The 26963-nt window shown below is 65.2% G+C and carries 25 protein-coding genes; 16 read left to right on the top strand and 9 right to left on the bottom strand.

All coding sequences use genetic code 11. The features are described from left to right. From nusA to QM672_RS31120, 5 genes are all read right to left on the bottom strand, one after another. Window positions 1–1009, bottom strand: a 1009-nt coding sequence (gene nusA / locus QM672_RS31140) for a transcription termination factor NusA (protein ID WP_415087230.1), incomplete at its 3' end; no start/stop codon positions are given. Between the two features lie 12 nt (window positions 1010–1021). After that, on the bottom strand, window positions 1022–1723 hold the full coding sequence (gene rimP, locus QM672_RS31135) for a ribosome maturation factor RimP (protein WP_367625297.1): 702 nt from the start codon (window positions 1721–1723) through the stop codon (window positions 1022–1024). A 173-nt stretch (window positions 1724–1896) separates the two neighbouring features. Continuing rightward, window positions 1897–2841 carry a hypothetical protein gene (locus QM672_RS31130; protein ID WP_415087227.1) on the bottom strand — a complete coding sequence of 315 codons (945 nt, stop codon included), beginning with the start codon at window positions 2839–2841 and terminating at the stop codon, window positions 1897–1899. A 69-nt stretch (window positions 2842–2910) separates the two neighbouring features. Beyond that, window positions 2911–3621, bottom strand: a complete 711-nt coding sequence (locus QM672_RS31125; protein ID WP_311940999.1) for a hypothetical protein — start codon at window positions 3619–3621, stop codon at window positions 2911–2913. A 248-nt stretch (window positions 3622–3869) separates the two neighbouring features. Then, window positions 3870–4937: a LacI family DNA-binding transcriptional regulator gene (locus QM672_RS31120; RefSeq protein ID WP_311940996.1), complete on the bottom strand. Its 1068-nt coding sequence runs from the start codon at window positions 4935–4937 to the stop codon at window positions 3870–3872. Between the two features lie 179 nt (window positions 4938–5116). Here QM672_RS31120 and QM672_RS31115 point away from each other — a divergent pair, with 179 nt between their 5' ends. The 6 genes from QM672_RS31115 to QM672_RS31090 all read left to right on the top strand — a co-directional run bounded on the left by QM672_RS31115 (window position 5117) and on the right by QM672_RS31090 (window position 11498). After that, a complete protein-coding gene (locus tag QM672_RS31115) occupies window positions 5117–6385 on the top strand; it encodes an ABC transporter substrate-binding protein (protein WP_311940993.1) in 1269 nt (422 codons plus the stop codon). 138 nt (window positions 6386–6523) lie between these two features. Further along, window positions 6524–7438, top strand: coding sequence for a sugar ABC transporter permease (locus QM672_RS31110; RefSeq protein WP_311940990.1), 915 nt, complete (start codon window positions 6524–6526; stop codon window positions 7436–7438). Continuing rightward, window positions 7435–8322, top strand: a complete 888-nt coding sequence (locus QM672_RS31105) for a carbohydrate ABC transporter permease (RefSeq protein ID WP_311940987.1) — start codon at window positions 7435–7437, stop codon at window positions 8320–8322. Before QM672_RS31110 ends, QM672_RS31105 begins: the two co-directional genes overlap by 4 nt. Window positions 8323–8327: 5 nt before the next feature. Beyond that, window positions 8328–9422, top strand: coding sequence for an ABC transporter ATP-binding protein (locus tag QM672_RS31100; RefSeq protein WP_311940984.1), 1095 nt, complete (start codon window positions 8328–8330; stop codon window positions 9420–9422). A gap of 63 nt (window positions 9423–9485) precedes the next feature. Then, a complete protein-coding gene (locus QM672_RS31095) occupies window positions 9486–10244 on the top strand; it encodes a sugar phosphate isomerase/epimerase (RefSeq protein WP_311940982.1) in 759 nt (252 codons plus the stop codon). Window positions 10245–10364: 120 nt separating this feature from the next. Continuing rightward, entirely contained in the window at window positions 10365–11498 is a 1134-nt protein-coding gene (locus QM672_RS31090) for a Gfo/Idh/MocA family protein (RefSeq protein ID WP_311940979.1), read from the top strand. 208 nt (window positions 11499–11706) lie between these two features. On the opposite strand, the gene QM672_RS31085 is transcribed toward QM672_RS31090, so the two are convergent. Beyond that, window positions 11707–12168, bottom strand: a complete 462-nt coding sequence (locus tag QM672_RS31085; protein WP_394313843.1) for an FxsA family protein — start codon at window positions 12166–12168, stop codon at window positions 11707–11709. Between the two features lie 242 nt (window positions 12169–12410). Between QM672_RS31085 and QM672_RS31080 the strand changes: the two genes are divergently transcribed. From QM672_RS31080 to mprF, 5 genes are all read left to right on the top strand, one after another. Next, the gene (locus tag QM672_RS31080; protein ID WP_311940974.1) at window positions 12411–13109 is read left to right on the top strand and encodes a Tim44/TimA family putative adaptor protein; all 699 of its coding nucleotides are present in this window, start codon (window positions 12411–12413) and stop codon (window positions 13107–13109) included. Window positions 13110–13149: 40 nt separating this feature from the next. Then, a complete protein-coding gene (locus tag QM672_RS31075; RefSeq protein WP_415087222.1) occupies window positions 13150–14385 on the top strand; it encodes a murein transglycosylase A in 1236 nt (411 codons plus the stop codon). Then, window positions 14382–14969 carry a Smr/MutS family protein gene (locus QM672_RS31070; protein ID WP_415087220.1) on the top strand — a complete coding sequence of 196 codons (588 nt, stop codon included), beginning with the start codon at window positions 14382–14384 and terminating at the stop codon, window positions 14967–14969. The genes QM672_RS31075 and QM672_RS31070 overlap by 4 nt, the downstream gene beginning before the upstream one ends. Beyond that, a complete protein-coding gene (locus QM672_RS31065; protein WP_311940964.1) occupies window positions 14966–15328 on the top strand; it encodes a helix-turn-helix domain-containing protein in 363 nt (120 codons plus the stop codon). Before QM672_RS31070 ends, QM672_RS31065 begins: the two co-directional genes overlap by 4 nt. Window positions 15329–15440: 112 nt before the next feature. Next, window positions 15441–18098, top strand: coding sequence for a bifunctional lysylphosphatidylglycerol flippase/synthetase MprF (gene mprF, locus QM672_RS31060; protein ID WP_415087218.1), 2658 nt, complete (start codon window positions 15441–15443; stop codon window positions 18096–18098). Window positions 18099–18110: 12 nt separating this feature from the next. Here the strand turns inward: mprF and QM672_RS31055 are convergent, their stop codons facing one another. The 3 genes from QM672_RS31055 to QM672_RS31045 all read right to left on the bottom strand — a co-directional run bounded on the left by QM672_RS31055 (window position 18111) and on the right by QM672_RS31045 (window position 21877). After that, entirely contained in the window at window positions 18111–19244 is a 1134-nt protein-coding gene (locus QM672_RS31055) for an NAD(P)/FAD-dependent oxidoreductase (RefSeq protein WP_394313850.1), read from the bottom strand. Window positions 19245–19292: 48 nt separating this feature from the next. Beyond that, window positions 19293–20822: an amino acid ABC transporter permease/ATP-binding protein gene (locus QM672_RS31050; protein WP_415087216.1), complete on the bottom strand. Its 1530-nt coding sequence runs from the start codon at window positions 20820–20822 to the stop codon at window positions 19293–19295. Between the two features lie 263 nt (window positions 20823–21085). Then, window positions 21086–21877: an ABC transporter substrate-binding protein gene (locus tag QM672_RS31045; protein ID WP_311941032.1), complete on the bottom strand. Its 792-nt coding sequence runs from the start codon at window positions 21875–21877 to the stop codon at window positions 21086–21088. 136 nt (window positions 21878–22013) lie between these two features. On the opposite strand from QM672_RS31045, the gene QM672_RS31040 reads away from it, so the two are divergent. The 5 genes from QM672_RS31040 (at window position 22014) to QM672_RS31020 (ending at window position 26904) form a co-directional block, all read left to right on the top strand. Then, on the top strand, window positions 22014–23084 hold the full coding sequence (locus tag QM672_RS31040; RefSeq protein WP_311940952.1) for a LacI family DNA-binding transcriptional regulator: 1071 nt from the start codon (window positions 22014–22016) through the stop codon (window positions 23082–23084). A gap of 169 nt (window positions 23085–23253) precedes the next feature. Next, on the top strand, window positions 23254–24669 hold the full coding sequence (locus tag QM672_RS31035) for a 6-hydroxynicotinate reductase (RefSeq protein ID WP_415087232.1): 1416 nt from the start codon (window positions 23254–23256) through the stop codon (window positions 24667–24669). Further along, window positions 24666–25538: a UPF0280 family protein gene (locus tag QM672_RS31030; protein ID WP_415087214.1), complete on the top strand. Its 873-nt coding sequence runs from the start codon at window positions 24666–24668 to the stop codon at window positions 25536–25538. The genes QM672_RS31035 and QM672_RS31030 overlap by 4 nt, the downstream gene beginning before the upstream one ends. Before the next feature lies 1 nt (window position 25539). Then, on the top strand, window positions 25540–26124 hold the full coding sequence (locus QM672_RS31025) for an amino acid synthesis family protein (RefSeq protein WP_415087212.1): 585 nt from the start codon (window positions 25540–25542) through the stop codon (window positions 26122–26124). Between the two features lie 195 nt (window positions 26125–26319). Continuing rightward, window positions 26320–26904, top strand: a complete 585-nt coding sequence (locus QM672_RS31020; RefSeq protein WP_311940945.1) for an amino acid synthesis family protein — start codon at window positions 26320–26322, stop codon at window positions 26902–26904. Window positions 26905–26963 lie beyond the last annotated feature (59 nt).

Below are 26963 nucleotides of genomic sequence, written 5' to 3'. Positions count from 1 at the left end.
CGGTGAGCTGGGAGGCGAGGCGCACGTTCTGGCCGCGGCGGCCGATGGCCAGCGACAGCTGGGCCTCGGGCACGACGACTTCGATCTTCTCGGAATCCTCGTCCAGCACCACCTTCGACACTTCGGCCGGCTGCAGCGCGTTGACGATGAAGGTGGCCACATCAGGCGACCAGGGGATGATGTCGATCTTCTCGCCCTGCAGTTCGCCGACCACCGCCTGCACGCGCGAGCCGCGCATGCCGACGCAGGCGCCGACCGGATCGATGGAGGAATCGCGCGAGATCACGGCGATCTTGGCGCGCGAACCGGGATCACGGGCGACGGCCTTCACCTCGATCACGCCGTCATAGATCTCCGGCACTTCCTGCTCGAAGAGCTTGGACATGAACTGGGGATGGGTGCGCGACAGGAAGACCTGCGGACCGCGCTGCTCGCGGCGCACGTCGAAGAGATAGGCGCGGATACGGTCGCCGGGGCGGAAGACTTCGCGCGGCAGCAACTCGTCGCGGCGCACCACGGCTTCGCCGCGGCCGAGATCGACGACGACATTGCCATATTCCACGCGCTTGACCAGGCCGTTCACCACGGTGCCGACGCGATCCTTGAATTCGTCGAACTGGCGGTCACGCTCGGCCTCGCGCACCTTCTGCACGATGACCTGCTTGGCCGACTGGGCGGCGATGCGGCCAAAATCGAAGGGCGGCAGGGTTTCGGCGATCCAGTCGTCGACCTGCGCGGCCGGGTTCTTCCGGCGGGCGTCTTCGAGCAGGATCTGAACGGCGTCGTTCTCGATCTGGTCGACCACCTGCAGCAGCCGCGACAGGCGGATTTCGCCGGTCTTGGGATTGATCTCGGCCCGGACTTCCGTCTCCTGGCCGTAGCGCGAGCGGGCGGCCTTCTGAATCGCGTCTTCCATCGCGGCGAGCACGATCTGACGATCGATCACCTTCTCGCGGGCGACGGCGTCGGCAATCTGCAACAGTTCCAGGCGGTTCGCGCTGACGGCCATGATTCTTTCCTCTCAGCGGGTTTTTGGTTGTCTATGCGGCTGCTTGGACGGCGATTCCGGATCGGAGCTGTCGTCCGATTCCAGCTCGGCGGCTTCCTGAGCCTCGAGTTGTGCGGCCAGCGCCTTGGAAGCAGCCTTGGCCCGGCGCAGCGATTCCGTCACCAGCGCGTCGGTCAGAATGAGATGGGCTTCGCTCATCTCATCGACCTTCAATTCCACGTCGGTGGCCTCACCGGGGCCGGCATCGATACGGCGGATCCTGGCCTTGTTGCCTTCGGCGCCCAGCAGGATGCCCCGGAACCGGCGGCGGCCGGCCACGATCAGGGTCATCTCGATCTTGGCCTCGTGCCCGGCCCAGCGCTGGAAGTCGCTGACGCGCACCAGCGGGCGGTCGATCCCCGGCGAGGAGACCTCCAGATGATAGGCCTTGCCGATCGGATCGTCGACGTCGAGGACGGGCGAGAGCGTCTTGGAGATCAGCTCGCAATCCTCCACCGTCATGGTGCCGTCGGGGCGTTCGGCCATGATCTGCACGGTGCCCCCATTATTACCGTTGAGGCGCACCCGCACGAGACGGAAGCCGAGCGGCAGGATGGTGCGCTCGGTGATTTCTGCCACGCGCGCGGCAACGCCCGTCTCGGTGAGACGGCGCGGTTCGTTCAACGCGTCGGCCGACGAATCGGCCTGGCTGACAATGGCTTCGGGTTCGGTCACGCAACCCTCGAAACAAAAAGAGCGGGTCCCGGGTGGGGCCCACTCTCAAAACCAATGATCCAGTGGACCATCTATGAGATGTCTCATCGAGACAGGCGCAATATAGGGATTTTTTGCCGTCATGCAAGGAAGGATTTGTTCACCTTGTTGATGAGCGACGCGCAAAGCCCATTTCAGGGGACAATTCCAGCCGCCTCGGCCGCTTGAGCGACGCTGAACCTGCGCCATTGCCCGGCCTGGACGACATGCATGGTGTCGTGCCGAGCCTGGAAGAGCGAAGGAGCGTTCTCCCGGTCGAAGGCGATGCCGGCGATTTCTTCCGTCAGCACTTCCGCGCCATCGGTTCCCAAGCGCAGCAGGACGAGGTCGGTGGCCTTGCCATATCCCCCCACGAGCATGGCCAGGGAGCCATCCACCGCAACCGCGCCGGCGCCACGGATCGGTGTCTGCCATTGGCGGCATTGCCTGGTTTCGTCGATCCGCATGATTGGAAAGTCGGAGTAGTAGTAAGCCCAAACCTGGTTGCCGCTGACATTGAGGGCGTAGCAGTCGTCGATGACGGAACCCATACCCTCCCAGGAATAGGACCAGGACGGACGGCCCTGGCAATCGAAACGCCGCAAGCCGGGGGCGCCGATCGGCTCGGGCCCGCCGGCATTGCCCCATCCCAGATTGCCGTAGACGCCCTCGTCGAAATAGCCGCACCAGATGCCGCCATCCGTGTCGCATTGCAGATGCTGAATGCCGTCGCCGAGGCAGAAGCGGCCGATGAGCGTGCCATCGGCCGCAAGGTGGCGGGCATTGTCATGTCCGACCGGGCATCGCGCACCAGCAACGATCCAGCTGTCATCGGGAAACTGGTCGACAAGGAGAAACCAGTCCTCCAGGGCGAATTCCGCCGTTTTGCCCCGTGCCTTGCCGTCGAAGCTACACAAGCGTGCCCGCGCCCCGGCCGGCAAGGGCTTGCGGGCTCGAAACAGCGCCGCGACATCGCAATCGGCCTGCAGCATGGCGAGCGCCCCCGCCTGCGTTACGGCCTGGCTGATGTCGAACCAGCCGTTTTCCGGGGAAGGCAGGGGAATCGACAGGCCCTGCATCGTTCTGGATTGGACTGCCATGGCACCGAACGCAGGAATGGGGAAGGGGATCCGCATATTTGACGGAGCGGCGAGAGGCCTGTGCCTGTTTCAGTAATAGACCCCGGCTGCCAGGGCCACATCCATCACGCTCAGGCGGTGCCATTGCTCGTTCCACACGACATGCAACATGTCGTGGCGGGCCGCAAACAGCCGCGCCGGCTTTTCGCGGCTGTAGCCGAGGTCGAGATCGAAGGTGGCGAGAAGCGTGATCTCATGGCCGCCACGCCGGAACAGCGTGATGCGGTGGCTGTCTTCTCCATAGCCGCCGATCAGCAGGCCGAGGTGGCGATCGATGGCGACGGCTTTGACACCGCTGATCTCATTCGACCAGAGCTGGCAATGGCCGGACCCGTCGACGCGCAGGAGGGGAAAATCGGTATAGTAGCAGCTCCAGATCTCCCTGCGCCCGACATTGAGCGCATAACAGTCCACCATCGGCAAACCAGCCCGGGCCATGCCCTGCGACCACAACGCAGTTCCGTCGGTGTCGAAGCGCATCAGGCCGCTGGCCGGCATGCCCGGCCCTCCTCGGCCCCAGGCGCGATTGATCAAGGCGCCTTCGTCCCAATAGCCGCACCAGATCCTGCCCTCGTCGTCGCATTGCAGATGTTCGATGGCATCGCCCAGGCACAAATGCCGCAGCACGGTGCCGTCCTCGGCCAGATGGCGGGCATTGTCCTGCCCCTGGCGACAGCGCGCATCGGCGACGATCCAGCCACCGCCCGGCAATTCGTCGAAAGCCGGATAGTCGAATTCCAAGGGAAAATGCGTTTGATTTCCCCGCCACTCGCCATCGAAGCTCGTGAGCCTGCCTGTCGTCGACATGGGTTTGGGGGATGGCTCGTCCCCCAGGGCCAGCATGTCACGATTCGTATCGAGGCAGGCCAGCCGGCCATCCAAGGTGACTGCGTAGGCAAGTTCGAACCAACCGGACCCGCGCCCCGGCAGAGGAACGGTGCTGGAGGGGGCGATCTTCGATCTTGCCGTTCTATTGCCCTCGCTGCCACTCACTCGATCACCGATCCTGCGCTCTCCCGCTCGTCGAGCGCACCCTTCAGCATGGTCAGGCGGTCGGGGACGGTTTCGCCCCGCATCATCGCCAGGAGCAGAGCTGCGCCGGTGGAACCGAGTTCGAAGCGCGGCTGGCGAATGGTGGTCAGGGTGGGCTCGACGAAATCGCCGAACTCGATGCCGTCGAAGCCGACGATGGACACATCCTGCGGCACCTTGAGGCCGCCGCGGCGGATGGTCGTCATGAAGGCGATCGCCATTTCGTCGCTGGTGGCGACCACGCCGGTCGGCCGGCGGTCGAGGGCCAGGAAGGCCCTGCCCGAGGCGACGCCGGAGGCGAAGTCGTAATTGCCCTCGAAGCGCACGAAATCGTCGGCTCCAAGGCCGGCGGCGGCGATCTCGGCCTGGAAGCCGGCATAACGATGGCGTTCGTTGTAGTTGCCCCTGGGGCCTGCGAGATAGGCCAGATGCCGATGGCCCCTGTCGAGAAGATAGCGGGTTTGGGCCCGGCAGCAGACCTCGTCGTCGACCACCACCGCCGGTATGCCGGGAACGTCCGTCTCGGCGCAGATGCCGACGATAGGAAGGCCGGAATCGGCAATGGTGCGGCCGGCATGCGAGGGCACCGTCGAGGCAAGCACCAGGGCACCGTCGATATGGCCGCCGAAGACGAGGTCGACCAGATATTTCTCCTTGCCATCGATGCTGTCGAGATTGCCCATCAGCACGGCATAGCCGGCTTGGGAGAGGGCGACGTCGATGCCCCGGAGAACCTCGCTGAAAAAAGGCGGATTGCGGCGGGGGCCGACGACCACCAGCACAGTGCGGGAAGAACCGGCGCGCAACTGCCGCGCAGCGCTGTTGGGGATATAGCCGAGTTCGCGCACGGCAGCTAGCACGCGCTCACGCGTCTCGGCCTGGACACGATCAGGAAAGGTGAGGGCGCGGCTGACGGTGGCAGTCGAGACGCCGGCGGCGCGGGCGACGTCGCCGATGCGGGTCTTGGAGACATCGCGCGGTGCGCGTCTCTGGATGCGTCTGGTGCGTTCCTTGGCGGGCGGCATGGGACCACCGTTCTCCAACCTGCTGGCAAAACTTCGAAAAAGCTCTGCCATCTGCCTGTTGCGGGTGCGACCGGAGCCCTGAGTCAATCCCCTTGACACGAACCCCGATCGCAATCAATATCCCGACGCGTGCAATCGATTACATAAACACAGCATGCGATCCTTTAGGGAGGATGTCCATGGAAAAATTGAGGGCGATTCCGCAACGGGCTCCGGTGCGTTCCATGCTTGTCGGTGCACTTGCTGCGCTGGCGCTCGCTGGGCCGGCCGTGGCGCAGGACAAGCCCAAGGCCGAAGTGATGCATTGGTGGACATCGGGCGGCGAGGCGGCGGCCGTGAAGGTCTTCGCCGACCAGTACACCAAGGCCGGCGGTATTTGGGTCGACTCGGCGGTTGCCGGCGGCCAGGCCGCGCGCTCCGCTGCAATCAATCGCATCGTCGGCGGCAATCCGCCCACGGCCTCGCAGTTCAACACCGGCAAGCAGTTCGACGATCTGGTCAGCCAGGGCCTGCTCAACACCGTCGACCAGGTTGCCGAGGAAGGCAAGTGGAAGAGCTTCCTGCCGCCTTCCTTCATCGAAGCCGCGAGCCGGGAGGGGCATATGTATGCCGTTCCGGTGAACGTGCATGGCCAGAACTGGGCTTTCTATTCCAAGGAAGTGCTCGACAAGTCCGGTGTCACCGCAGTGCCCACCAACTGGGACGATTTCTTCGTCGCTCTCGACAAGATCAAGGCGGCCGGCTTTACGCCGCTGGCACAAGGTGGCGAGCCCTGGCAGGAGCGCCTGCTGTTCAATGTCGTGCTGCAATCGGTCAGCAAGGACACGTTCATGCGGCTCTATGCCAAGAACGATGCCACCGCTATCGATACGCCCGAGTTCAAGAAATCGGTCGAGATTTTCGGCAAGTTGCGTGCCTACACCGATGCCGGGTCGCCAGGACGCAACTGGAACGATACCACGGCTCTCCTGATCACCAACAAGGCCGGCGTGCAGTTCATGGGTGATTGGGCCAAAGGTGAATTCAAGGCGGCCAACAAGGAGGCCGGCAAGGATTTCTACTGCCAGATCGGCATCGACGACAAGGAACTGGTGATCGGCGGCGACGTCTTCGTTTTCCCCAAGACGACCGATGCAGCCCAGGTCAAGGCGCAGAACCTCCTCGCTTCGACCATGCTGTCGCCTGAGACCCAGGTGCTGTTCAATATCCAGAAAGGCTCGATGCCGGTGCGCACCGACGTCGACGCCAGCAAGTTCGATCTATGCGCGCAGAAGGGCATGAAGCTGCTCGCCGATCCTGCGCATCAGACACCGGTGATCGACATGCTGGCCAGTGCCGATCTGGTTGGAGCGCTCGAGGATGTCATCACCAATTTCTGGAACAACAAGAGCCAGACGCCGGACGAGTTCACCGCCAAGTTCGCGGATGCGCTGAAGTCGGCGCAGTAAGCTCCTCTTGGGCGGGTCTTCGGGCCCGCCCGGCCTGCGCACCGGCAAGCCGGTCTCGCGATTGCGACTTTTCCGTCAAATCGCCGAGAAGACCGGGCCCCAATTCCCACCGCAAGACGGATCCTGAAGGAGGTCGCAATGGCCGAGCCTGCAAGATTGTCGCGTCCACATCGTCGGCCCCACCGTCTGAGCATGGCGGCGCTGGCCTTGATACCGGCCTGGATCATCGTCGTCGCCGCCTATATCGGCACGGTGATCTGGACGATCGTCATCTCCTTCACCGGTTCCAAGCTGCTGCCGGTCTACAATTTTGTCGGTTTGGATCAGTATGTCCGGTTGTTTGCCTCGGATCGCTGGCAGGTTTCGGTGTGGCATCTGGCCGTCTTTGGCGTGCTCTTCATTGTCTGCTGCCTGATCGTCGGCTTCCTGCTGGCGGTGGCGCTCGACCAGAAGATCCGCTTCGAGAACACGTTCCGTACCATCTTCCTCTATCCCTATGCGATGTCCTTCATCGTCACGGGCCTGGTCTGGCAGTGGCTGATGAACCCCAATCTCGGCATCCAGAACACGGTGCGCAACTGGGGTTGGACGAGCTTTACCTTCGACTGGGCGGTGAATTCGAAGCTCGCCGTGTTTGCGCTGGTGATTGCCGCAATCTGGCAGGCTTCCGGCCTGGTGATGGCGCTGATGCTGGCGGGCCTGCGCGGCGTCGACAGCGAATTGTGGAAGGCGGCGAAGATCGACCGCATCCCGACCTGGCGGGTCTATGTCTCCATCATCCTGCCGATCCTGACCCCCACCATCACCACGGCCACCGTGCTGCTCTCCATCGCTGTGATCAAGGTCTATGACCTCGTGGTCGCCCTCACCAATGGTGGGCCGGGTACGGCCTCGGAAATGCCGGCCAAATTCGTGATGGACAATCTCGGCCAGCGCCAGAATATCGGCCTCGCCACGGCGGCCTCGACGGTGATGCTGATCACGGTGATCTGCGTGGTCTCGCCATGGCTCTACCATACCTATTTCCGCCGGCAGTCGCGGAGGCCGGCATGAGCGCCCTAGAGACACCACGCGGGCGCAAGCCGGCCCGCCTGACCCCCGGCCGCATCGGCCTCTATGTCTTCCTCGTCGTGGCAGCAGCCTTCTTCCTGCTGCCCGCCGTGGTGATGGTGCTGACTTCGCTTAAGACCATGGAGGAGATCCGCCAGGGCCAGATCTTCGCCCTGCCGCTGGCCTTCGATCTCGCCGCCTGGAGCAAGGCCTGGTCGAGTGCGAGTACGGGCCTTGTCCACAGTGGAATTAGTGTCGGTTTCTTCAATTCAGTTAAGATCCTCTTGCCTAGCCTCGTTATCTCCATCGCTGCGGGCGCCGTGAATGGCTATGCTCTGTCGCTATGGAACGTGCGATACGCCAACCTCCTGTTCGGCGTGCTCCTGATCGGCGCCTTCATTCCCTATCAGGTCTTCATTTATCCCTTCATCCGGATATTTGCATGGGCCAACATCTTCGGGACATTGCCCTGCATCGTCATCGTGCACACCATCTTCGGCATGCCGCTGATGACGCTGATATTCCGCAATTACTATGCCAGCCTGCCGGCCGAATTGTTCAAGGCGGCACGCGTGGATGGCGGCGGCTTCTGGCAGATCTTCTTCCACGTCATCCTGCCGATGTCGACGCCGATGCTGATCGTGGCCGCCATCCTGCAGGTCACCGGCATCTGGAACGACTTCATCCTCGGCCTGACTTTTGCTGGGCGAGACAATGTGCCGATGACGGTGCAACTCAACAACATCGTCAATTCAACCACGGGCGAGCGGGCCTACAACGTCAACATGGCGGCGACCCTGCTGACCGCCTCCGTGCCGCTCATCGTCTATTTCGTCTCCGGACGCTGGTTCGTGCGCGGCATCGCAGCCGGCGCGGTGAAGGGATAAAGCGCATGCACACCACGCCTTCCTCCGTCACCGTCAAGGACCTGTCGATCCGCTATGGTGCCGTGTCCGTCATCGACAATCTCCAGCTCGACATCCGCCAGGGCGAGTTCATCGTGCTGCTCGGACCCTCGGGCTGCGGCAAGTCCACCTTGCTGAACGCCATCGCCGGCCTGCTGGAGATCAGCGATGGCGAGATCTGGATCTCCGGCAAGAACGTCACCTGGGCCGAGCCGGCCGACCGCGGCATCGGCATGGTGTTTCAATCCTACGCGCTCTATCCGCGCATGAGCGTGGAGGGCAACATGTCCTTCGGCCTGAAAATGGCCCGCGTGCCCAAGGCGGAGATCGCCGCGCGTGTCGCCAAGGCCTCCAGGCTCCTGCATCTCGATCCGCTGCTGCAGCGCAAGCCCTCCGAATTGTCGGGCGGCCAGCGCCAGCGTGTCGCCATCGGCCGCGCCCTGGTGCGCAATGTCGACGTCTTCCTTTTCGACGAACCGCTGTCCAACCTCGATGCCAAGCTGCGCAACGAGCTGAGGGTCGAGATCAAGAAGCTCCACCAGAGCCTCGGCAACACCATGATCTATGTCACGCATGACCAGATCGAAGCCCTGACCCTGGCCGACCGCATCGCCGTGATGAAGGGCGGCGTCATCCAGCAATTGGCGAGCCCGCTCGAGATCTACCACAAGCCGGCCAACCAGTTCGTGGCGGGCTTCATCGGCTCGCCCGGCATGAACTTCGTCGAAGGCGAGCTTACGGGCGGGCCGGGAGGCTGGCGTTTCCAGGCCGCCGGCGAGAGCATCGACCTTGCAGCCTACGCATTCTCTGCCGATCCCGGCGCACGCAAGGCGGTACTGGGCATCCGGCCCGAGCATATCGATGTCGGCTCCGCGCCATCGGGCCGGCATGCTGCCCGCGGAAAAATCGACATCGTCGAGCCGATGGGCGCCGAGACGGTGTTGTGGACCAGCTTCGCCGGCAGGCCCGCTACCATCCGTGTCGACGGAGACAATGAAAGCGGACCCGGCGACGAGATCGGTTTTCACTTCGACGTCGGGCGTGCCTCGCTGTTCGACGCACAAAGCGGGGAGCGTCTGTGAACAAGCCCTACCGCAATTGCCATCCAACCCGTTGATTTTTCTCATTTCATGAAAGGATCTATCATGGCTCTGCAACATCCCCTGTCGTTCCAGCTCTATTCGGGCCGCAACTTCCCACCGCTCGAGGGGCAGCTCAGGACGATCGCCGAGGCCGGCTTCAGCAATGTCGAGCCCTATGGCGCCTTCTACCAGGACGTGCCCGCCGCGGCCCGGCTGTTCAAGCAGTTCGGCCTGACCGCCAAGAGCGGCCATTTCGGCATCGATGCCCTGGAGGCCGATCTCGACGGCAATCTGCGCATTGCCGAGGCGCTGGGCATCGAAACCATCGTGGCGCCCTATCTGATGCCCGACGCCCGCCCCACCGACACCGCCGGTTGGCAGGCGTTCGGTGCCCGGCTGGCGGCGGTCGCTCGCAAGGCCAGCCAGGCCGGCTACGGCTTTGCCTGGCACAACCATGATTTCGAGTTCATCGCCCTGCCGGATGGCTCCTATCCGATCGAGCACCTGCTGGCCGAGGGCGTGAAGTGGGAAGCGGACATCGCCTGGATCGTACGGGCCAATGCCGATCCGAAGCCCTGGATCGCGCGCTATGGCGCCATCATGCCGCTCGTCCATGTCAAGGACATCGCGCCGGCCGGCGAGAAGGTCAATGAGGATGGCTGGGCCGATGTCGGCACCGGCGTGGTCGACTGGGCGACGATCTGGCCGCTCTGCGTGGCCGCGGGCGCGGAGATCATGGTTGCCGAGCACGACAATCCCTCGGACCTCAAGCGTTTTGCCACGGTGAGCGGCGAGGCCATGCGCAAGCTGGCCGGCGTGTGACGCAGTGTGCCGGCCTTCTCACCGACATCGACTGACTGTCGATGTCGTGGGACCGGCACCTGATTTTGAAGAATTATGCCGGGTCCGAAGTCCGGCGCACCAAAGTTCCTGGAGACCACCATGCCCTTACGCGTCGGATTGATCGGCTGCGGCAATATTTCGGACATCTACCTTCTCAACGCCGCCCTGTTTCGCGATTTCGATTTCGTCGCCTGCGCCGACCTCAGGGAGGAAGCAGCCAAGAAACAGGCCCAGAAATACAACCTGCAGCGGCGCAGCATCGAGGCGCTGCTGGCGAGTGACGATGTCGATATCGTGCTCAACCTTACCGTGCCCGAGGCGCATGCCGAGGTCTCGCGCGCCGCGATTGCGGCCGGCAAGCACGTCTATGGTGAAAAGCCGCTCGCCACACGCCTCACCGACGGCGTTGCGCTGATGGAGGCGGCGAAATCGAAGGGCCTGAGGGTCGGCTGCGCTCCCGATACCGTGCTGGGTGCCGCCATCCAGCAGTCGAGGCTGCGGATCGATGCGGGCGAGATCGGCCGGCCGCTGATCGGCACGGCCGCCGTGCTCGGCCATGGCATGGAGCACTGGCACCCCAATCCGGAGTTCTTCTTCAAACCCGGCGCCGGGCCCGTCTTCGACATGGGCCCCTATTATCTCTCCACCCTGGTCAACCTGTTGGGGCCGGTCGCTTCGGTGATGGCCCTCAGCCAGAGCGGTTTTGCGGAGCGGGTGGTGACCACGGAGGGCTCGCCCTTCAAGGGACAGAGCATCGCGGTGGAGACGCCCACCAGCATCCAGGCCCTGCTTGCCTTCAAGTCCGGTGCGCAGATCACCTTCCTGGCAAGCTGGGATGTCTGGGCCCATGGCCAGCAGCCGATCGAGCTGCACGGCACCGACGCGTCGCTGCGCGTGCCCGATCCCAACTGGTTCGGCGGCGAGGTTTCGCTGGCCCGCCCACGCGAAGCCTGGGAAAGCCATGCTTCGTCCGGCGACCGGTTCGGCCAGCCGAACTGGCCGGCCGACCATCCCGTCAATGCCAATTATCGCGGCCTCGGCCTCGCCGACATGGCACGGGGCATCATCGACGGCCGTCCCCATCGTGCCAGCGGCGAGATCGGCTTGCACGTCCTTGCGGTGATGGAAGGCATCCTCACCGCCGCCGAGCAGAAGCGACCGGTGCTGATCGAACAGGGCTGCGAGCGGCCCGCGCCGCTCGGCGACGAGGAGGCGAGGGGACTGCTGGCCTGAAGCTGGCCGTCGATCAGCGGCTCTAGCTTCCGACCAACGGCTTCTTCGTGAAAAAACGCTGACCTTTGTCATGCCCGGGCTTCGACCCGGGCATCCAGCGGCCCGGCGCTTGAAGCTGGATTGCCGGGTCGAAGCCCGGGCATGACAAAGGTCGAGCCTGTCTGGGAGACGAACGGCATGCGTACTCGTCGCATGCGGCGGGCCGGCCTTACTCGTCCACCGGCTTCCATTCGTCGCGACCTAGGTCGATAACCTTGGGATCGCTGCTCGCGGTGCCGGTGCGCCCCTGAGGGGCAGGAACCGGCCCTTCGCGCCACTGCCGCAACAGGCTCGGCAGAAGGAGGGCGAAGCCGATGACGTCGGTGACGAAACCGGGAATGATCATCAAGACACCGCCGAGCGCCACCATCAGGCTCTCGCGGGCGGCGCCGTTGTTCGGCTCACCGCCCTGCATTGCCCGCATCAGGCGGGAGAACACGCTCGTGCCCTGCCGGCGCAGCAGCGATGCGCCGATGAAGGAGGTCGCCACCAGGGCGATCAGCGCAAGCGCGATGCCGATCCGGCTCGCGACCCAGACGAAAGCGGCGATTTCCGCGAAGGGCAGGATCACAAGTCCGGCCAGCCCGAGCCATGCCCAGCCAGCGGGAACATTGAAGCTGCGTGCGATCATCGGTGTCGTTTCTCCTGGAGCAAGGACGCGTTTTGCCAAAAATGCGTCTTTGCGGTTCCCTCTGGGCAAGACCTTGCGCAACGGCATACGCCGCATGCTGGCCATGTTTGCCCTTCATGGTAGCATGAAGCTGGCAAACTGCTCGATGCACACCATATAGGTGAGGATTGTGGCATTGCCACAGGGGGCTTGAGCCGTTATTTCGAGTCGTCACTCGGTCGGTGGGGATGCTGAAGGCACAAATGGGTAGTTTTGATATCATCACGCTGGTGTTTCTGGGGCTCGCGGTGTTCGTGATCTTCAAGCTGCGTTCCGTGCTGGGGGAGCGCACCGGCGCCGAGCCTCCGACATTCGAGGGATTGCGGCGCGATGCCCAGCCTGCGTCCCGCGACGACAGGGCCGCCAATCCGCCGCAGCGCGATGCCGAATCCCCGATCGAAACGCAGGCGCCGACGTCAGCTTTCCGCTGGGAAGGTTTTGCCGAGAAGGACACGCCCCTCGCAGCCGGGTTCGATGCGATCGCGACTGTCGATCCGAGTTTCCAGCCCCAGAGCTTCGTCCCGGGCGCCAAGGCGGCCTATGAAATGATCGTTACCGCCTTCAACAATGGTGACCGCAAGACCCTGAAGAACCTGCTGTCACGCGAGAATTTCGACGCGTTTTCCCAGGACATCACCGAGCGCGAGGCGCGTGGCGAGACCGTGCAGGCCAATTTCGTTTCGATCGACAAGGCCGATATCGTCGCCGCCGGCGTCAAGGGCCGCGTCGCCGAACTGACCGTCAATTTCGTCTCGCAGATGATCAGTGCCACCAAGGACAGGAATGGCGCGGTCGTCGACGGAAGCGTCGATCAGGTGGCTGTTGTCACCGACACCTGGACATTCGCGCGCGATACCAGCACGAAGGATCCGAATTGGCGCCTCGTGGCGACCGGCGGTTGAGCGCGGTCGGAAGAGGCGGGCGGGCCACGGTATCGATGTCATGGGGATCTTGCGCCGAGTCGGGCCCTTCGTCGCTTTCTTCGTCGCGGCCAGTCTAGCCTGGGCGGGCGAACGTCCGTCGCCACCGCCGCTGCCGGCGGGAGCGACGGCTACGCGGGTGCCTTTCGGCAAGCTCGCCGGATGGAAACGGGACGATCACGCCAAGGCCTGGCAGGTCTGGCTCGCCTCCTGCCGCTCCCAGGCCGAGAACAATCCCGCACTCGATGCCGGTGTACCGGTTCCCGAGGACCTCGCGCGCCTTTGCGGCGAGGCCTTGAAGCGCGGCGCGCTGGATGCGCCCGCCGCCCGCGCCTTCTTCCAGGCCCATTTCAACGCCTGGCGCATCACCACGCAGAAGGGCAGCGGGCCCACCGGCGGAAAGGCCTTCTACACCGGTTATTACGAGCCCGAGATCCGGGGTTCGCTGGTGCGCGAGGGCGAGTTCCAGACCCCGCTCTATGACCGGCCGGCAGATCTGGTCAGCTTCGAGCCCAACGCCATACCGCCGGGCTTCCAGGGCTACAGCGCAGCCCGGCGCAAGCTCGACGGCAGCCTCGAAGTCTATCCGGATCGCAAGGCGATCGAGCAGGGAGCCCTCGACGGGAAGGGCCTCGAGATCGCCTATGTCGCCGATCCCGTCGACCGCTTCTTCATGCAGGTGCAGGGCTCGGGGCGGCTGCGGCTGCCGACCGGCAGCGTTGTGCGCTTTGCCTATGCCGGCAAGAACGGCCAGCCCTATTCCGCCATCGGCAAGGCGGTGGCCGACAGGCTCAACATCCCACCCCGCGACGTCACCATGGCGGGTTTGCGGGATTTCCTGGCGCGCGACCCCAAGCAGGCGCGCGAGGTGATGTGGGTGAACAAATCCTTCGTCTTCTTCAAGGTGGCTCCCTTCCTCGGCGCCGATGCCGGCCCGATCGGCGGCGAGGGCCTGCCGGTCACGCCGCTGCGTTCCATCGCCATCGACCGCAGGATCTGGCCCTATGGCTTGCCCGTCTTCGTCGAGACGGCAATCCCCGATGTCGGTGGCGGGGTGAAGCCCGAGCCCATCCGCAAGCTGATGATCGCCCAGGATACGGGATCGGCCATCATCGGCCCGGCACGCGCCGACATCTTCTTCGGATCGGGCGCCAAGGCGGGAGCGGTTGCCGGCGCTGTCCGCCATGGCGGCGGCTTCTACGTGCTATGGCCCAAATCGCAGCCTGACGCCAAAGATGGCGCCGGGGGGCGACCATGAGCCGCCGCAAAGGATTGTCCGCCGAGGATAGCGAACTCTGGGCCTTCGTCACCCGGGAAGTCATCCCGCTGAAACGCCGCCGCCGCAAGCTGGCCAAGGCGGCGACGAAGGCGGCGGACACCCTGCCTGAACCGGCCGCACCACAGGTCAAACCGGCGGTGAAACCGAAATCGGCGGCCAGCCGTCCGGCCAAGCCTCCGGCCGCGCCGCCGATACCGCCGATAGCACCCATCGACAAGCGCGAGCGGCGCCAGGTCGTGCGCGGCACGCGCGCCATCGACGCCCGGATCGATCTGCACGGCATGCGCCAGGCCGAGGCCCACGGCGCCTTGCGCGGCTTCCTCGCCATTGCCCAGATGCGCGGCTATTCCATGGTGCTGGTCATCACCGGCAAAGGCGGCGGCGGCGATATGACGTTTTCGGGCGATGAGCGCGGGGTGCTGCGCCGTGTCGTGCCGCAATGGTTGCGCATGCCCGATCTCAGGCCGCTGATCCTCGGCTTCGAGGAGGCGCATCACGGGCATGGCGGCAGCGGCGCCCTCTATGTCCGGCTGCGCCGTATCCGCAGGCTCGGCGACCGATGACCCCCTTTGGTGCCAGATTGCGCGCCCTGCGCGCGGCCCGCGGCCAAAGCCTCAAGGAGATGGCGGAGGCGCTCGGCGTCTCGGCCGCCTATCTGTCGGCCCTCGAGCATGGCAAGCGCGGGCAGCCGACCTGGATCCTGCTGCAGCGGATCATCACCCATTTCAACATCATCTGGGACGAGGCCGAGGATCTGCAGCGCCTGGCTGCGCTGTCCGATCCGCGCGTCGTGGTCGACACCGCCGGCCTGACGCCGCAGGCCACCGAGCTTGCCAACCGCCTTGCCCAGGACATCGCGAAACTGCCCGAGGCGGAGGTCGAGGCGATGCTGGCAAGGTTGAAGGCGATCGATGGCGCATGAAGGTTGGAACTCCGGGCGTACCAAATCGCACCACGCCCCTCTTCACAATTCGGTCTTCCTGCGCGCATAAGGCAAGCCGTTCGACAAGAGCCGGTATTTCGGGAGTTGGTGTGTGACGGCGAACAAGGACGAGAACAAGCAGACCGCGAGATTGCTCGTCCTGCCGCCTGAGAATGAGAGGCTCTCCACCGTGCGGCGCCTGCTGCGCCGCGTGCCCTGGCGCTATGTCGGGCCGATCCTGTCGATCGGCCTGTTCGTCGGTGCGCTCGTCGTGCTGGCCTCGATCCTGCGTGGTGTCGAACCGGAAAAGGTGGTGGCCGCCTTCACCGCCACGCCGACCATGGCAATCGCCCTGTCGATCCTGTTCACCGCGCTCTCCTATCTGGCCTTGACCGGCTATGACGGCCTGGCGCTACGCCAGATCGGCGCCAAGGACATTCCCTATTCCACCGCAGCCATCGGCTCCTTCACCTCCTATGCGATCAGCTACACGCTCGGCGTGCCGCTATTGACCGCCGGCGCGGTGCGCTACCGCGTCTATGGTGGAGCCGGGCTGTCGGCGCCGCAGATCGCGGCGCTGACGCTGGTGTGCACCCTGACCTTCTGGCTCGGCATGGGCGCGGTGCTGGCGCTCGGCCTGGTGCTGGTGCCGGGATCGGTGGCGGGCGTCGACCATCTGCCGCTCTCGCTCAACATGTCGATCGGCGTCGCCATCATCGCGGTGATCGTCGGTTATGTCGGCTATGTCTCGACCGGCCGGCGTGTCGTTGCCGTCGAGGGCTGGTCGATGCCGCTGCCGGGCGGCAAGGTCACCGCCGCGCAGATCGTGCTCGGCATCTTCGATGTCTGTGCCGGGGCCGGCGCGCTCTACATCCTGCTGCCGGACCAGGCGGCGAGCGTGCCCTTCTTCACCTTCATGGTGATCTATGTGCTGGCGGCTTTCCTCGGCGTGCTCAGCCACGCGCCCGGCGGCATCGGCGTGTTCGAGACCACCATGCTGATCGCGCTGCCGACCATCGCCAAGGACGATCTGCTCGGCCGCATCATCCTCTACCGCGTCATCTATTATTTCGTGCCTTTCGCCCTCGCTCTGGCGATCCTGGGGGCCTATGAGCTGGCGCGCCGGCGCCATGTCGTCGGCAAGATGGTCGACCAAGTCGCCGGCATCATGAAGCCGCTCGCCCCGATCCTGGTGGCGGGCGCCATGTTCCTTGCCGGTGGTGCCCTGCTGATCACCGGCGCGGTGCCGGCCACCGAAGCCCGCCGCATCCTGCTCACCAGCCTGGTGCCGTTGCCGGTGGTGGAGACGGCCCATGTCATCGCATCGCTCTCGGGCGTGGCGCTGCTGTTCCTGGCGCGCGGCCTGATCCGGCGCATGGAGGCCGCCTGGCGCACGGCGATGATCGTCCTGGTGATCGCCACCGTCGCCACCCTGCTGCGCAGCGCCGATTGGCGCTTCATGCTGACCCTGTGCTGCGCCCTTATGGTGCTCGCCCTCAGCCGGCCGGCCTTTCCGCGTGGTGCCTGGCTGTTCGGCATCGATTATTCGCCGCTCCTGCTCGGCGCGATCGCCGCCATGCTGGCCGTGACGGTGTGGATCGGCTTCTTCGCCTTCCGCTTCGTCGACTACACGCCGGAACTGTGGGTCACCTTCGGCTATGGCGATGAGATGTCGCGCTTCCTGCGTTCGACCAGCCTGGCGGTCGCAGCCGCCATCGTCATCGGTATCCTGAGCGCCTATTGGAAGGGTGGCATCGCCCTGGTGCCAGCGGCGTCGATCGACATATCGGGCCTGGTCGCGCGGGTGCCTTCGGCAGAGGCCAGGCTCGCTTTGCTGCCGGGCCAGATGCTGCTTGCCAACGACCAGGGCAATGCCGCCATGGTGGTGGCCCGCGCCGGGGCCTCGTCGATCGCGCTGGGCGATCCGATGGGCGATCCGGCCATGGTGCAGGACCTGCTCTGGGTCTTCGGCGAAAGGGCGGAGCAGCAGAGACTGTGGCCGGTGATCCTGTCCGCCTCGCCACGGATGCGGGCCGACTATCTGGAGGCCGGCCTGACGCTGACGCCGATCGGCGACCATGCCAGCGTCGATCTTGCCAGCCTGGGGGACGAACCCTATGCCGGTGCCAATGCGATCTTCTCCTGGGCCGATATCCACGCCCTCAGCCTGGATCTGGTTCCTGCCGGCGCCACGGCCACGATCATGCCGACTCTGGAAGCGGTGTCCCGCTCCTGGCTCGCCGGTACCGGGCGAAGCGAGGGCCATTTCGTCGTCGGGCGCTTTTCGCCCAGCTGGATCCGGACCAATGACTGCGCCATCCTGCGCCGGGCCGGCGCGGTGGTCGGCTTTGCCGTGGTGATGCGCAGCGCGGACAATGAGGAGTGGGCCGTCGACATCCTGCGCTATCTGCCGGAGCTCGGCATCTCGACGCTCGATTTCATGCTGCTGCGCCTCATCCGCCTGGCCAAGGCGCGCGGTGCCAAGCGCTTCGACCTCGGCCTGACGCCCAACCCGGCGCAGGCGGGCGAGAATCTCGGCCCGGCCTGGCAGCGCGTCACGCCGCTACTGTTCCGCTTCGGTGACCACATCGCCAATTTCGACGCGCTGCGCGGTTTCAAGGCCCGCTTCAATCCCCGCTTCGAGCCGCGCTATCTCGCCTGTACGGCCGGTTTCGCCCTGCCGCACATCCTTCAGGACGTCACCACCCTGATCGAGAAGGGTGGGGATGGCGAGGTGCGCGCCGACAAGGGATTGTCGGCGCGGAGCTGACGGCGATGCGCTTCAGGCCGCTTTGGCGAAGCGCTGGGCCCGGAAGGGCGCCAGCAGGGGATGAGGGGAGCCCCAGGCAATCTCGCCGGCCAGGAGCTCTCCGGCGATGAGCCCAAGCGTCGCGCCGCTATGGCTGAAGGCGACGTGGTAGCCGGGAATGCCCTCGATGGCCCCGAAGACCGGGTCGCCGTCACCCGGAATGGGCTTGGGACCGGCACCGTAGCCGTCGAGCTCCAGCGTCGGGTTGCCCTCAAGCACCCTTGAGGCTTCTTCCAGCAGGCCGTGAATGGTGGATTGCCGGATTTCGAAGCTGCCGTCGTCGCGTATCACGATTTCTTCCTCCGACCAGGCTGAGTCGAGCACGAGGGCGCCGCTCGGCGTGGGGCGAACCGCGACCCGCGGTGTGTTCAATACGGCGCGCAGCCTGGTTGCGATCGGCTTGGTGCGGACGAGGAGTGCGATCGGGGTGGAGTCGGCGATGAACCGGCCTTCCCTGGCGACGAGGGCGGGAACGTCGGCGCCGGTCGCGACCAGAACCGCATCGGCCTCGAACAGGCGGCCGTCGGCGATCGAGACACCACTGGCGCGTCCGGCCGTGAGCTGTACGCTGGCCTTGCCCGCATCGGTCACCAGGGCACCGCCTTTTTCGATGAATTCGGCCAGCATCACCTCGATCACCGACGGCAGGTCGACCCAGCCTTCGCCGGGATTGAAGATCGCGCCCTGGGGCGTGATCGCTCGCCAATCGATGCCGGGTGTCACGTCGGCAACCTCTTCCGGGGAAAGGAGGAGGGCGTCATATCCCAGGGCCCGCTCATGGGCGAAGACGGAGCGGATCTCGTTGGTCGCGTCATCGGCATCCCAGGTCAGGCCTCCGTCGAAACGCAGCCAGGCTGCCTCCGGATGGCGTGCCGCCAGCGTGCGGTAGCGATCGATGCCGATCATGCGCAACTGGTGATAGGCCGCCGAGCGTCGCCGTGACGAATTGAGCCAGGCCAGAGACCGCCCCGAGGCACCGCTGGCCGGCCGGCTCTCCGTCACCAGCGTGGTGGCGATGCCGAGGCGGACGAGATGGGTGGCGGCCGAGACGCCGAAGATGCCGCCGCCGACGACGATGGCGCGGGATGTGGACGATGCTGCAGTCATGGCTGGAACTTTCAAGGCAAGATTGGATTTGGATGAGGGCCGGGACCGTCACAGCATTTCCGACAGGAAGCGCCGCAGACGGGGGCTTTGGGGATTGTCGAAGATGGCATCCGGGGGACCGGCCTCGACGACCTGCCCCTCGTCCATGAACACCACCTGGTCGGCGACCCGGCGCGCGAAGTTCATCTCATGCGTGACCACGACCATGGTCATGCCGCTCTTGCCGAGCCGTGCCATGAGATTGAGCACGCCTTTCACCAGTTCCGGGTCGAGTGCGCTGGTGACTTCGTCGAACAGCATCAGTTCGGGCTTGAGCGCCAGCGCCCTGGCGATCGCAACGCGCTGCTGCTGCCCGCCCGACAGGTCGATCGGCCGATGGTTCATCCGGGTTGCGAGGCCTACCTCGGCCAGACGTTCCTCGGCGATACGGCGGGATTCGGCCGTCGAAAGCCCCTGAACCTTGCGCAAGGCGAGTTCGACATTGCCGATCGCCGTATGGTCGGGGAAGAGGTTGAACTGTTGGAATACCATGCCGACACGGCGGCGGAGCAGGTCCGGCTTCATGCCCAGCACGCTCTGCCCGTCCAGACGAATATCGCCCGAGACGGGCTCGGCGAGGCGATTGAGGCAGCGCAGCAACGTCGATTTGCCGGACCCCGAGGGGCCGATCACGCAGGTGATCGTGCCGGCTTCGGCCTTCAGGCTCACGCCTCTCAGGACCTTGAAATCGCCATAGGCCATGTCGAGGCCGATGACATCGAGGCGGGCGCCTCGGATCGCCATCGGCAGGCCGGCTCCGGCGTCCGAAGGATGGCCTGCCGGCGTCTCGTCGAGCTCGCGCACCTCCTCCAGGCCGCTGGTAACCGCGCTGACCTTGCGGCCGGTGCGCAGGCGCCCGTCGATGGCGTTGACGACATGCGTCAGCGGCACGGTGATGACGAGGTAGAAGATACCGGCCAGCATCAGGGGCGAGAGATTGCCCGACACCACGGCCTGGTCCTGGCCCACCCGGAACAGCTCCCGCTCGGATGCCAGCAATCCGAGAAAGTAGACCAGGCTCGAATCCTTGATGTTGCCGATGAACTGGTTGACCAGGGCGGGCAGCACGCGGCGCACGCCCTGGGGGATGACGATGAGGCGCATGCCCTTGGGATAGGTCATGCCGAGGGCACGGCAGGCTTCGAGCTGGCCGCGCTCCACGCTCTGGATGCCCGCACGGAAGATTTCGCCGATATAGGCGCCGGCGATCAGGCTCAGCGCCAGGATGCCGAGCGGATAGGGCGACGGCCCGAAGATCTGGCGGCCGATGCCGGCAAAGCCCTGGCCGATCAGCAGGATGGTGACGATGGCCGGCAGGCCGCGAAAGACATCGGTGTAGATGCGGGCGGGCAGGCGGATCCAGGCCGCGCGGGAGATGCCCATCACGGCCAGCACCATGCCGATGACGATGCCCAGCAATGTCGAGGCGACGGCCAGGATCAGGGTGTTCTTCAGGCCCACCATCAGCATGTTGGGCAGCACCTCCGCCATGGAGTCCCAATCGAAGAAACTCCGCTGGAGGATATCGAACCAGCTCATTGGGTGGTCTTTCGTGGCAAGCTAAAGCGCCTTGCGAGTGGGAGGGATCATCGGGAATCGCAAAGACGCTCCAGCCAATCCAGCGGATTGGCTTGGAAACAAGGAAGGGGAGCAAGAGAGGGGTGAGCACGGGCTCGACGCGGTTTCTCCCAGGATTTCTCCCAACAGATGCACCCGCGTCGTGTCCCCCGCCCTGCTTCAGCACCGGCTGTCAAGCGGCCCGCTTGGGCAGATGTCACTTGGACGATGTCACTTGGGCGATGTCATTTGGGCAGATATTGCTCGGGCATCGGCGATCCCGGGAACCATTTGGTGTAGAGGGTTTTCCAGGTGCCATCCTGCATGGCGTCATGCAACGCCTTGTTGAGGGCCTGGCGAAGGGCGTCGTTGCCCTTCTTGACGACGAAACCGGCCGGCGCGTCGAAGGAGGGGATGTTGATCGCCAGCTTCAGGCCCTTGAAGCGTTCTCCATATTGCTTGGCCGCTTCGTAGTCGAGGAAATGGGCATCGACCGTGCCGCTGTTGAGGGCGGAGATGGCCGAATTATTGTCCGGAAAGTTGACGATGTCCGACTTGGTGAAGTGGGTCTTGGCGTAGGTCTCCTGCAGCGTACCCTGCACGGCGCCCAGGCGCTTGCCGGCGAGATCGTCGGCGCTCTTGATCCCGGCCTGGGAAGTCAGCACCGTCAGGTAACCCGCCAGGTAGCCATCGGAGAAGTCGACGGTTTTCTTGCGCGCCTCGGTGGTGCCGATGGCGGCGACGGCCACGTCGAAGCGGCCATTGGCGACCGAGGGAAGCAGGGCCGAGAAATCCTGGCCGGTGAATGTCACGTGATCCTTGTCGAAGCCCAGCCTGCGCGCGACGTCCCGGAACAGTTCGATGTCGAAGCCGCTGAATTCGCCGTTGGCGTCGGTGAAGGTGTAGGGCTTGGCGTCTCCCATGCTGCCGACGCTGATCGTTCCGGCATCGATGAGATTGTAGGGATTGCTGCTCGCGGCGGCGCGCCCGCCGCCGGCCGTCATCCATGCCAGTGCGCCGAGCGCGGTGGCGGCCATCACGTCGCGTCGATTGGGATTCTTCATTTATTTCCCCTGGATTTTTTATTGAGACCGGTCTCTTAACATGAGAGACCGGTCTCTTCAATTGAAACTTCGCATTGACGCAGCTCCGGCAAAGGCGATAGTGGCGAGCATGGACAAGCACAATCCCACCCGACGACCCGTGACCGTCGCCGATGTGGCGCGAGCCGCCCAGGTGTCGAAGGCGACGGCAGCCAGGGCGTTGGGTGGCTATGGCGCCGTGCGTGCGGATCTGAAGGACCGGATCCTGGAAGCTGCGCGGCGGCTCGACTATCGGCCCAACGAACTCGCGCGCACCATGGCGACGGGGCGTTCCGGCACGATCGGGGTGATCGTCGGCGATATCGAGAACCCCTTTTTCGGGCTGGCCGTGCGCGGGATCAGCGACGTTGCGGCCCAGGCGGGCTTCGATGTCATCCTGTCCAATTCCGGTGAGACGCTCGCCACGGAAAAGGCCTCCACCGAAGTCTTCCTCGCCAAGCGCGTCGACGGGCTGATCGTTGCGCCGGCCACGCGCCATGATGGCAGCCATCTTCAGGATGCCCTGGGCCGCGCTTGTCCCCTGGTGCTGCTCGACCGTGACGTACCGGGGCTGTCGGTGGATGTGGCGCTCGTCGACGACCACAAGGCGGCGCGGGAGGCCACGCAATTGCTCCTCGCCGCGGGGCACCGCCGGCTCGCCTACATTACCGCCACGGCCGCCGCCGATGTGCACTATCGCGGCCCCGAACAGATTCCTCTCACGACCGTGCTCAACCGCATTGCCGGTTTCCTGGAAGCCTCGGATATTGCGGGCCTGACCGAGGCAGAGCGGCAGATACGCCTGGATGCGGCCAAGACGGCTCGCTCGCAGACGATACTTCTGGATCTGTTGCGGGCCCCTGGCCGACCGACCGCCTTGCTGGCATCCGACAGCAAGATTGCACTCGAAGTGTTCCGGGCCGCCCGGGCCCTGGGGCTTCACATTCCCGGCGACCTGTCGCTGGTGAGTTTCGACGATGCCGATTGGACGAGCGCGGTCTCTCCGCTGGTGAGCGTGGTGTCCCAGCCCTCCTACGAACTTGGAGCGGCCGCGGCCCAGATGCTGGTGGCGCGCATCATGGGCGACAAGGCGCCACCACGCAGGCACATCCTCGACACGATCCTGATCCGGCGTGAATCGGTGGCGCCGCCCCGGTCTTGACAAAAGGGGATACCGGGTCGAGTATCGTTAGTATACAAACGAATTTGACCCGCCTTCGGGAGCTCGCTCCATGCCTTCTTATAGTGAGTTTTCCGCGCATAGCGAGTTTGAGGCGCCGGTTCCGGTGGCCTCGCCGGACGGCAAGATCCGCTGCGATGCCTGCCCGGTGATGTGCTACATCAAGCCGGGCATGGCCGGGGCCTGCGACCGCTACGCCAACGACAATGGCACGCTGGTCAGGGTCGATCCGCATATTCTCCTGGAACGCACCGTTTCCGAAGGTGGCGACCTCGTGCCCTTCGGCGGCAGCAAGGGATGGGACGGTTCCCTGGTGCCGAATCCGGAGAAATTCGTCACCGCCATCGGCGCGGGCACCACCTATCCCGACTATAAGCCGGCCCCCTTCATCGTCTCGTCCGAGGTCGAAGGCGTCGACATGGTCACGGTGGTGACAGAGGGCATCTTCTCCTATTGCGGCGTCAAAGTGAAGATCGACACGGATCGCTTCGTCGGCCCCGAGCAGAGCACGGTGCGGGTGAACGGGGAGGCGATCGGCCATGTCACCACTGGCGAATATGGCTCGCAGATGCTGTCGCTGGGCGGCGTGCATCACCTCACCGGCGGCTCGAAGAAGGAGGGGCGCGTCACCTGCGATGCCCTGCTCGATCTGTGCAACCGCAAGCCGGTCGAGATGACCGTCGATGGCGGCGCCACGCTGGTGATCGAGGCCGGCAAGGCGCCCGTCGTCAACGGGCAGCTCGAACAGCGCATGCGGGTGGGTTGCGGCTCGGCCACCATCGGCATCTTCGCGCGGCAGTGGCTCGGCAAGGCTGACGAGGTGGTGGTGGTCGACGACCACATCACCGGCGTTCTGTCCGAGCACCAGGCCGGCAAGCTGCTCGACATTCCCGATACCGGCATCAAGCTCAAGGGGCGACGCTCCACGCCCGGACGCTATTTCCAGGTGGCAGAACCCGGTACCGGCTGGGGCGGTACCAATATCGACGACCCTCTTGCCATTCTTGGCCCGTTCGATGCCAAGACCGCCTGGCCGGGCCTGCGCCTCTTGATGGTGAGCACGACCGGGGAGCATCACGGCTATTACGAGCTCGACGAGACGCTGCAGCCGGTGCCGCGGGACCTACCGGCATCGCTGGTGGAGTCGGTGGAGCGCATTGCCGAAAATTGCGAGCCGGCCCTCGCCACGGTGCTGTTCATCGGCGGTGCCGGCGGATCCCTGAGGGCCGGGGTCACCGAAAACCCGGTGCGGCTGACCCGCTCGGTCAAGGACGCCCTGACCTATGTCACCTGCGGCGGCGCGCCCGTCTATGTCTGGCCGGGCGGCGGCATCACCTTCATGGTCGACGTCACCCGCCTGCCCGACAACGCCTTCGGCTATGTGCCGACCCCGGCTCTGGTCGCCCCGATCGAGTTCACCCTGCGGCTCGACGACTACGAGGCGATGGGCGGCCATATGGGCCATGTCAGGCCGCTCTCAAGCCTGCGCGAGGGGGTCGATCTCGCCCAGCGTGCCGACAATCCCTGGCCTTTCGCGCCCCATGCGGCCCGGAGGTCGCACGGATGAGGGCCGGGCCGCAGGCGGCGTTCCTGAACGATCACAGGCGCCTGCATTTGCAGCATGGCCCGATCGATCTCATCATCGAGGCGCAGGCCGAGCCCGAGGCTGTGCGGGTTGCTTACGCAGCGGCGGCGCAGCGTTTCGAGGGCCTGCTGGAAACGCTCTGCGAGGAACTACCGCTGCTGCGGGCGCCACACACGGCAGGCAGCCTGCTCGCCCGAGGCGTGGTCGCGCGGCGCATGCAGGCCGCGGTCGCGCCCCATGCCGGCAGCCATTTCATCACCCCGATGGCCGCGGTGGCCGGCGCCGTGGCGGACGAGATCCTGGTGGCGATGCGCGCAGCGGTGCCGCTCGACCGCGCCTTCGTCAACAATGGCGGCGACATCGCCCTCTATCTGGCCGAGGGCGAGGATTTCGCCATCGGCCTGGTCGACCGCCCCGACAGGCCGAGCCTGTTCGCCCGCAGCCATGTGCGGGCAGGCGAGGGCATTGGCGGCATCGCTACCTCCGGCTGGCGCGGACGCAGCTTTTCGCTCGGTATCGCCGATGCCGTCACCGTGCTGGCCGGCAATGCCGCGGTAGCCGATGCGGCGGCCACCATCATCGCCAATGCCGTCGACCTGCCCGGCCATTCCGCCATCCAGCGGGTGTCGGCGTCTTCCCTACAGCCCGACAGCGATCTCGGCGAACGCCTGGTGACGCGCGCCGTCGGACCTCTCGCGGATGGGGATATCGCCATGGCCCTGCGGGCGGGGGAAGCGAAGGCTCGCAGCCTGCTCGACAGCGGGCTGATCCGTGCCGCTGCCCTCCATCTTGCCGGCGTCACCACGCTGGTGTCGACTGCCAACACTCTGCTGCAACCGAAAGCCGCCTGACATGTCCGAGATCGTCCTGCGCAAGCGCGCCGTCATCGTCGAAGAGATTTTCCACGAAGGCGGTCCCGTGAGTGCCATGCCCCTGAAGCGTGGCGCCATTCTGAGCGTGATCCACAACCCCTTTGCGGGGCGCTATGTCGAGGAGATTGCGCCCTTCATGGAGGAGTTGAAGCCACTCGGCGTCGAGATGGCCGCCGCCTTGCTGGCGGCGCTTGGCGGCAAGGCCGGGGATGTCCAGGGATACGGCAAGGGCGCCATCGTTGGCGCCGCCGGCGAACTCGAGCATGGCGCGCTCTGGCATGTGCCCGGCGGCTATGCCATGCGCGAGATTCTCGGGGACGCCAAGGCGATCGTGCCGTCGGCCAAGAAGCTCGGCGGCCCCGGCACGCGGCTCGACGTGCCCGTCACCCATATCAACGCCTCCTATGTGCGCAGCCATTTCGACGCCATGGAGGTGGGGCTCGCCGATGGACCGAAGGCCGACGAACTCCTGCTCGTCCTGGTGATGACCACGGGCGCACGCATCCACGCCCGCGTCGGCGGCCTCGCGGCCAAGGACGTGAAGGGCGTGGACGGTCTGCGCTGAGGCATCGTCCGGAAATAACTGAAGCGCCACCTTTGTCATGCCCGGGCATGACCCGGGCATCCAGAAGTCCCGCCTTCGATGTCTGGAAAGGGGCCCTGGATTGCCGGGTCAAGCCCGGCAATGACAAAGGTCGAGCCAATTCGATTCACCTGTTGACCGGCGAGACCTAACTCTGCTCCGGAAAGGACCGTCATCATGCCAGCCAGCATCCGCAAGCTCGTCACCTTCGTCGAGGAAGTGCGCCGCGAGATGGATCGTCCCATCGAGCCGCCGGTCAGGCGCGCGGCTGCGATTGCCGTGATCGCCAATCCCTTCGCCGGCCGCTATGTCGAGGATCTCACGCCGTTGATGGAGATCGGCGAGGAGCTCGGCGCCTTGCTGACCGAGCGTGCCGTCGCCGCCCTCGGCATCGAGGGGACAGCTGCCGAGAGTTATGGCAAGGCTGCGGCCGTGGGCGAGAATGGCGAACTCGAACATGCCGCCGCCATCCTTCATCCGAAAATGGGCACGCCGGTGCGCAAAGTGCTCGGCAAGGGCGCGGCCCTGATCCCGTCCGCCAAGAAGCGCTGCGGCCTCGGCGGCGTGCTCGACGTGCCGCTCGGCCACAAGGACGCGGCCTATGTGCGCAGCCATTTCGATGCCATGGAAGTGCGCGTTCCCGACGCGCCGCGCGCCGACGAGATCCTGGTCGCGATCGTCGTCACTGACAGCGGGCGCCCTTTGCCGCGCGTCGGCGGCCTGACCAAGGCCGAGATCAAGGGCGAGGACGGCTTGCGCTGAGGGATCCGGCAACTGTAGTTGAGCGAGTGTCATGCCTTGAAGGGGGTCTGATCTCGCAC

The organism is Labrys sp. (in: a-proteobacteria) (genome assembly GCF_047605565.1).
Lineage (GTDB): Bacteria > Pseudomonadota > Alphaproteobacteria > Rhizobiales > Labraceae > Labrys > Labrys neptuniae.
The sequence above is the reverse complement of the archived record's forward strand: the minus strand, read 5'-3'. Positions and strand labels throughout refer to the sequence as shown.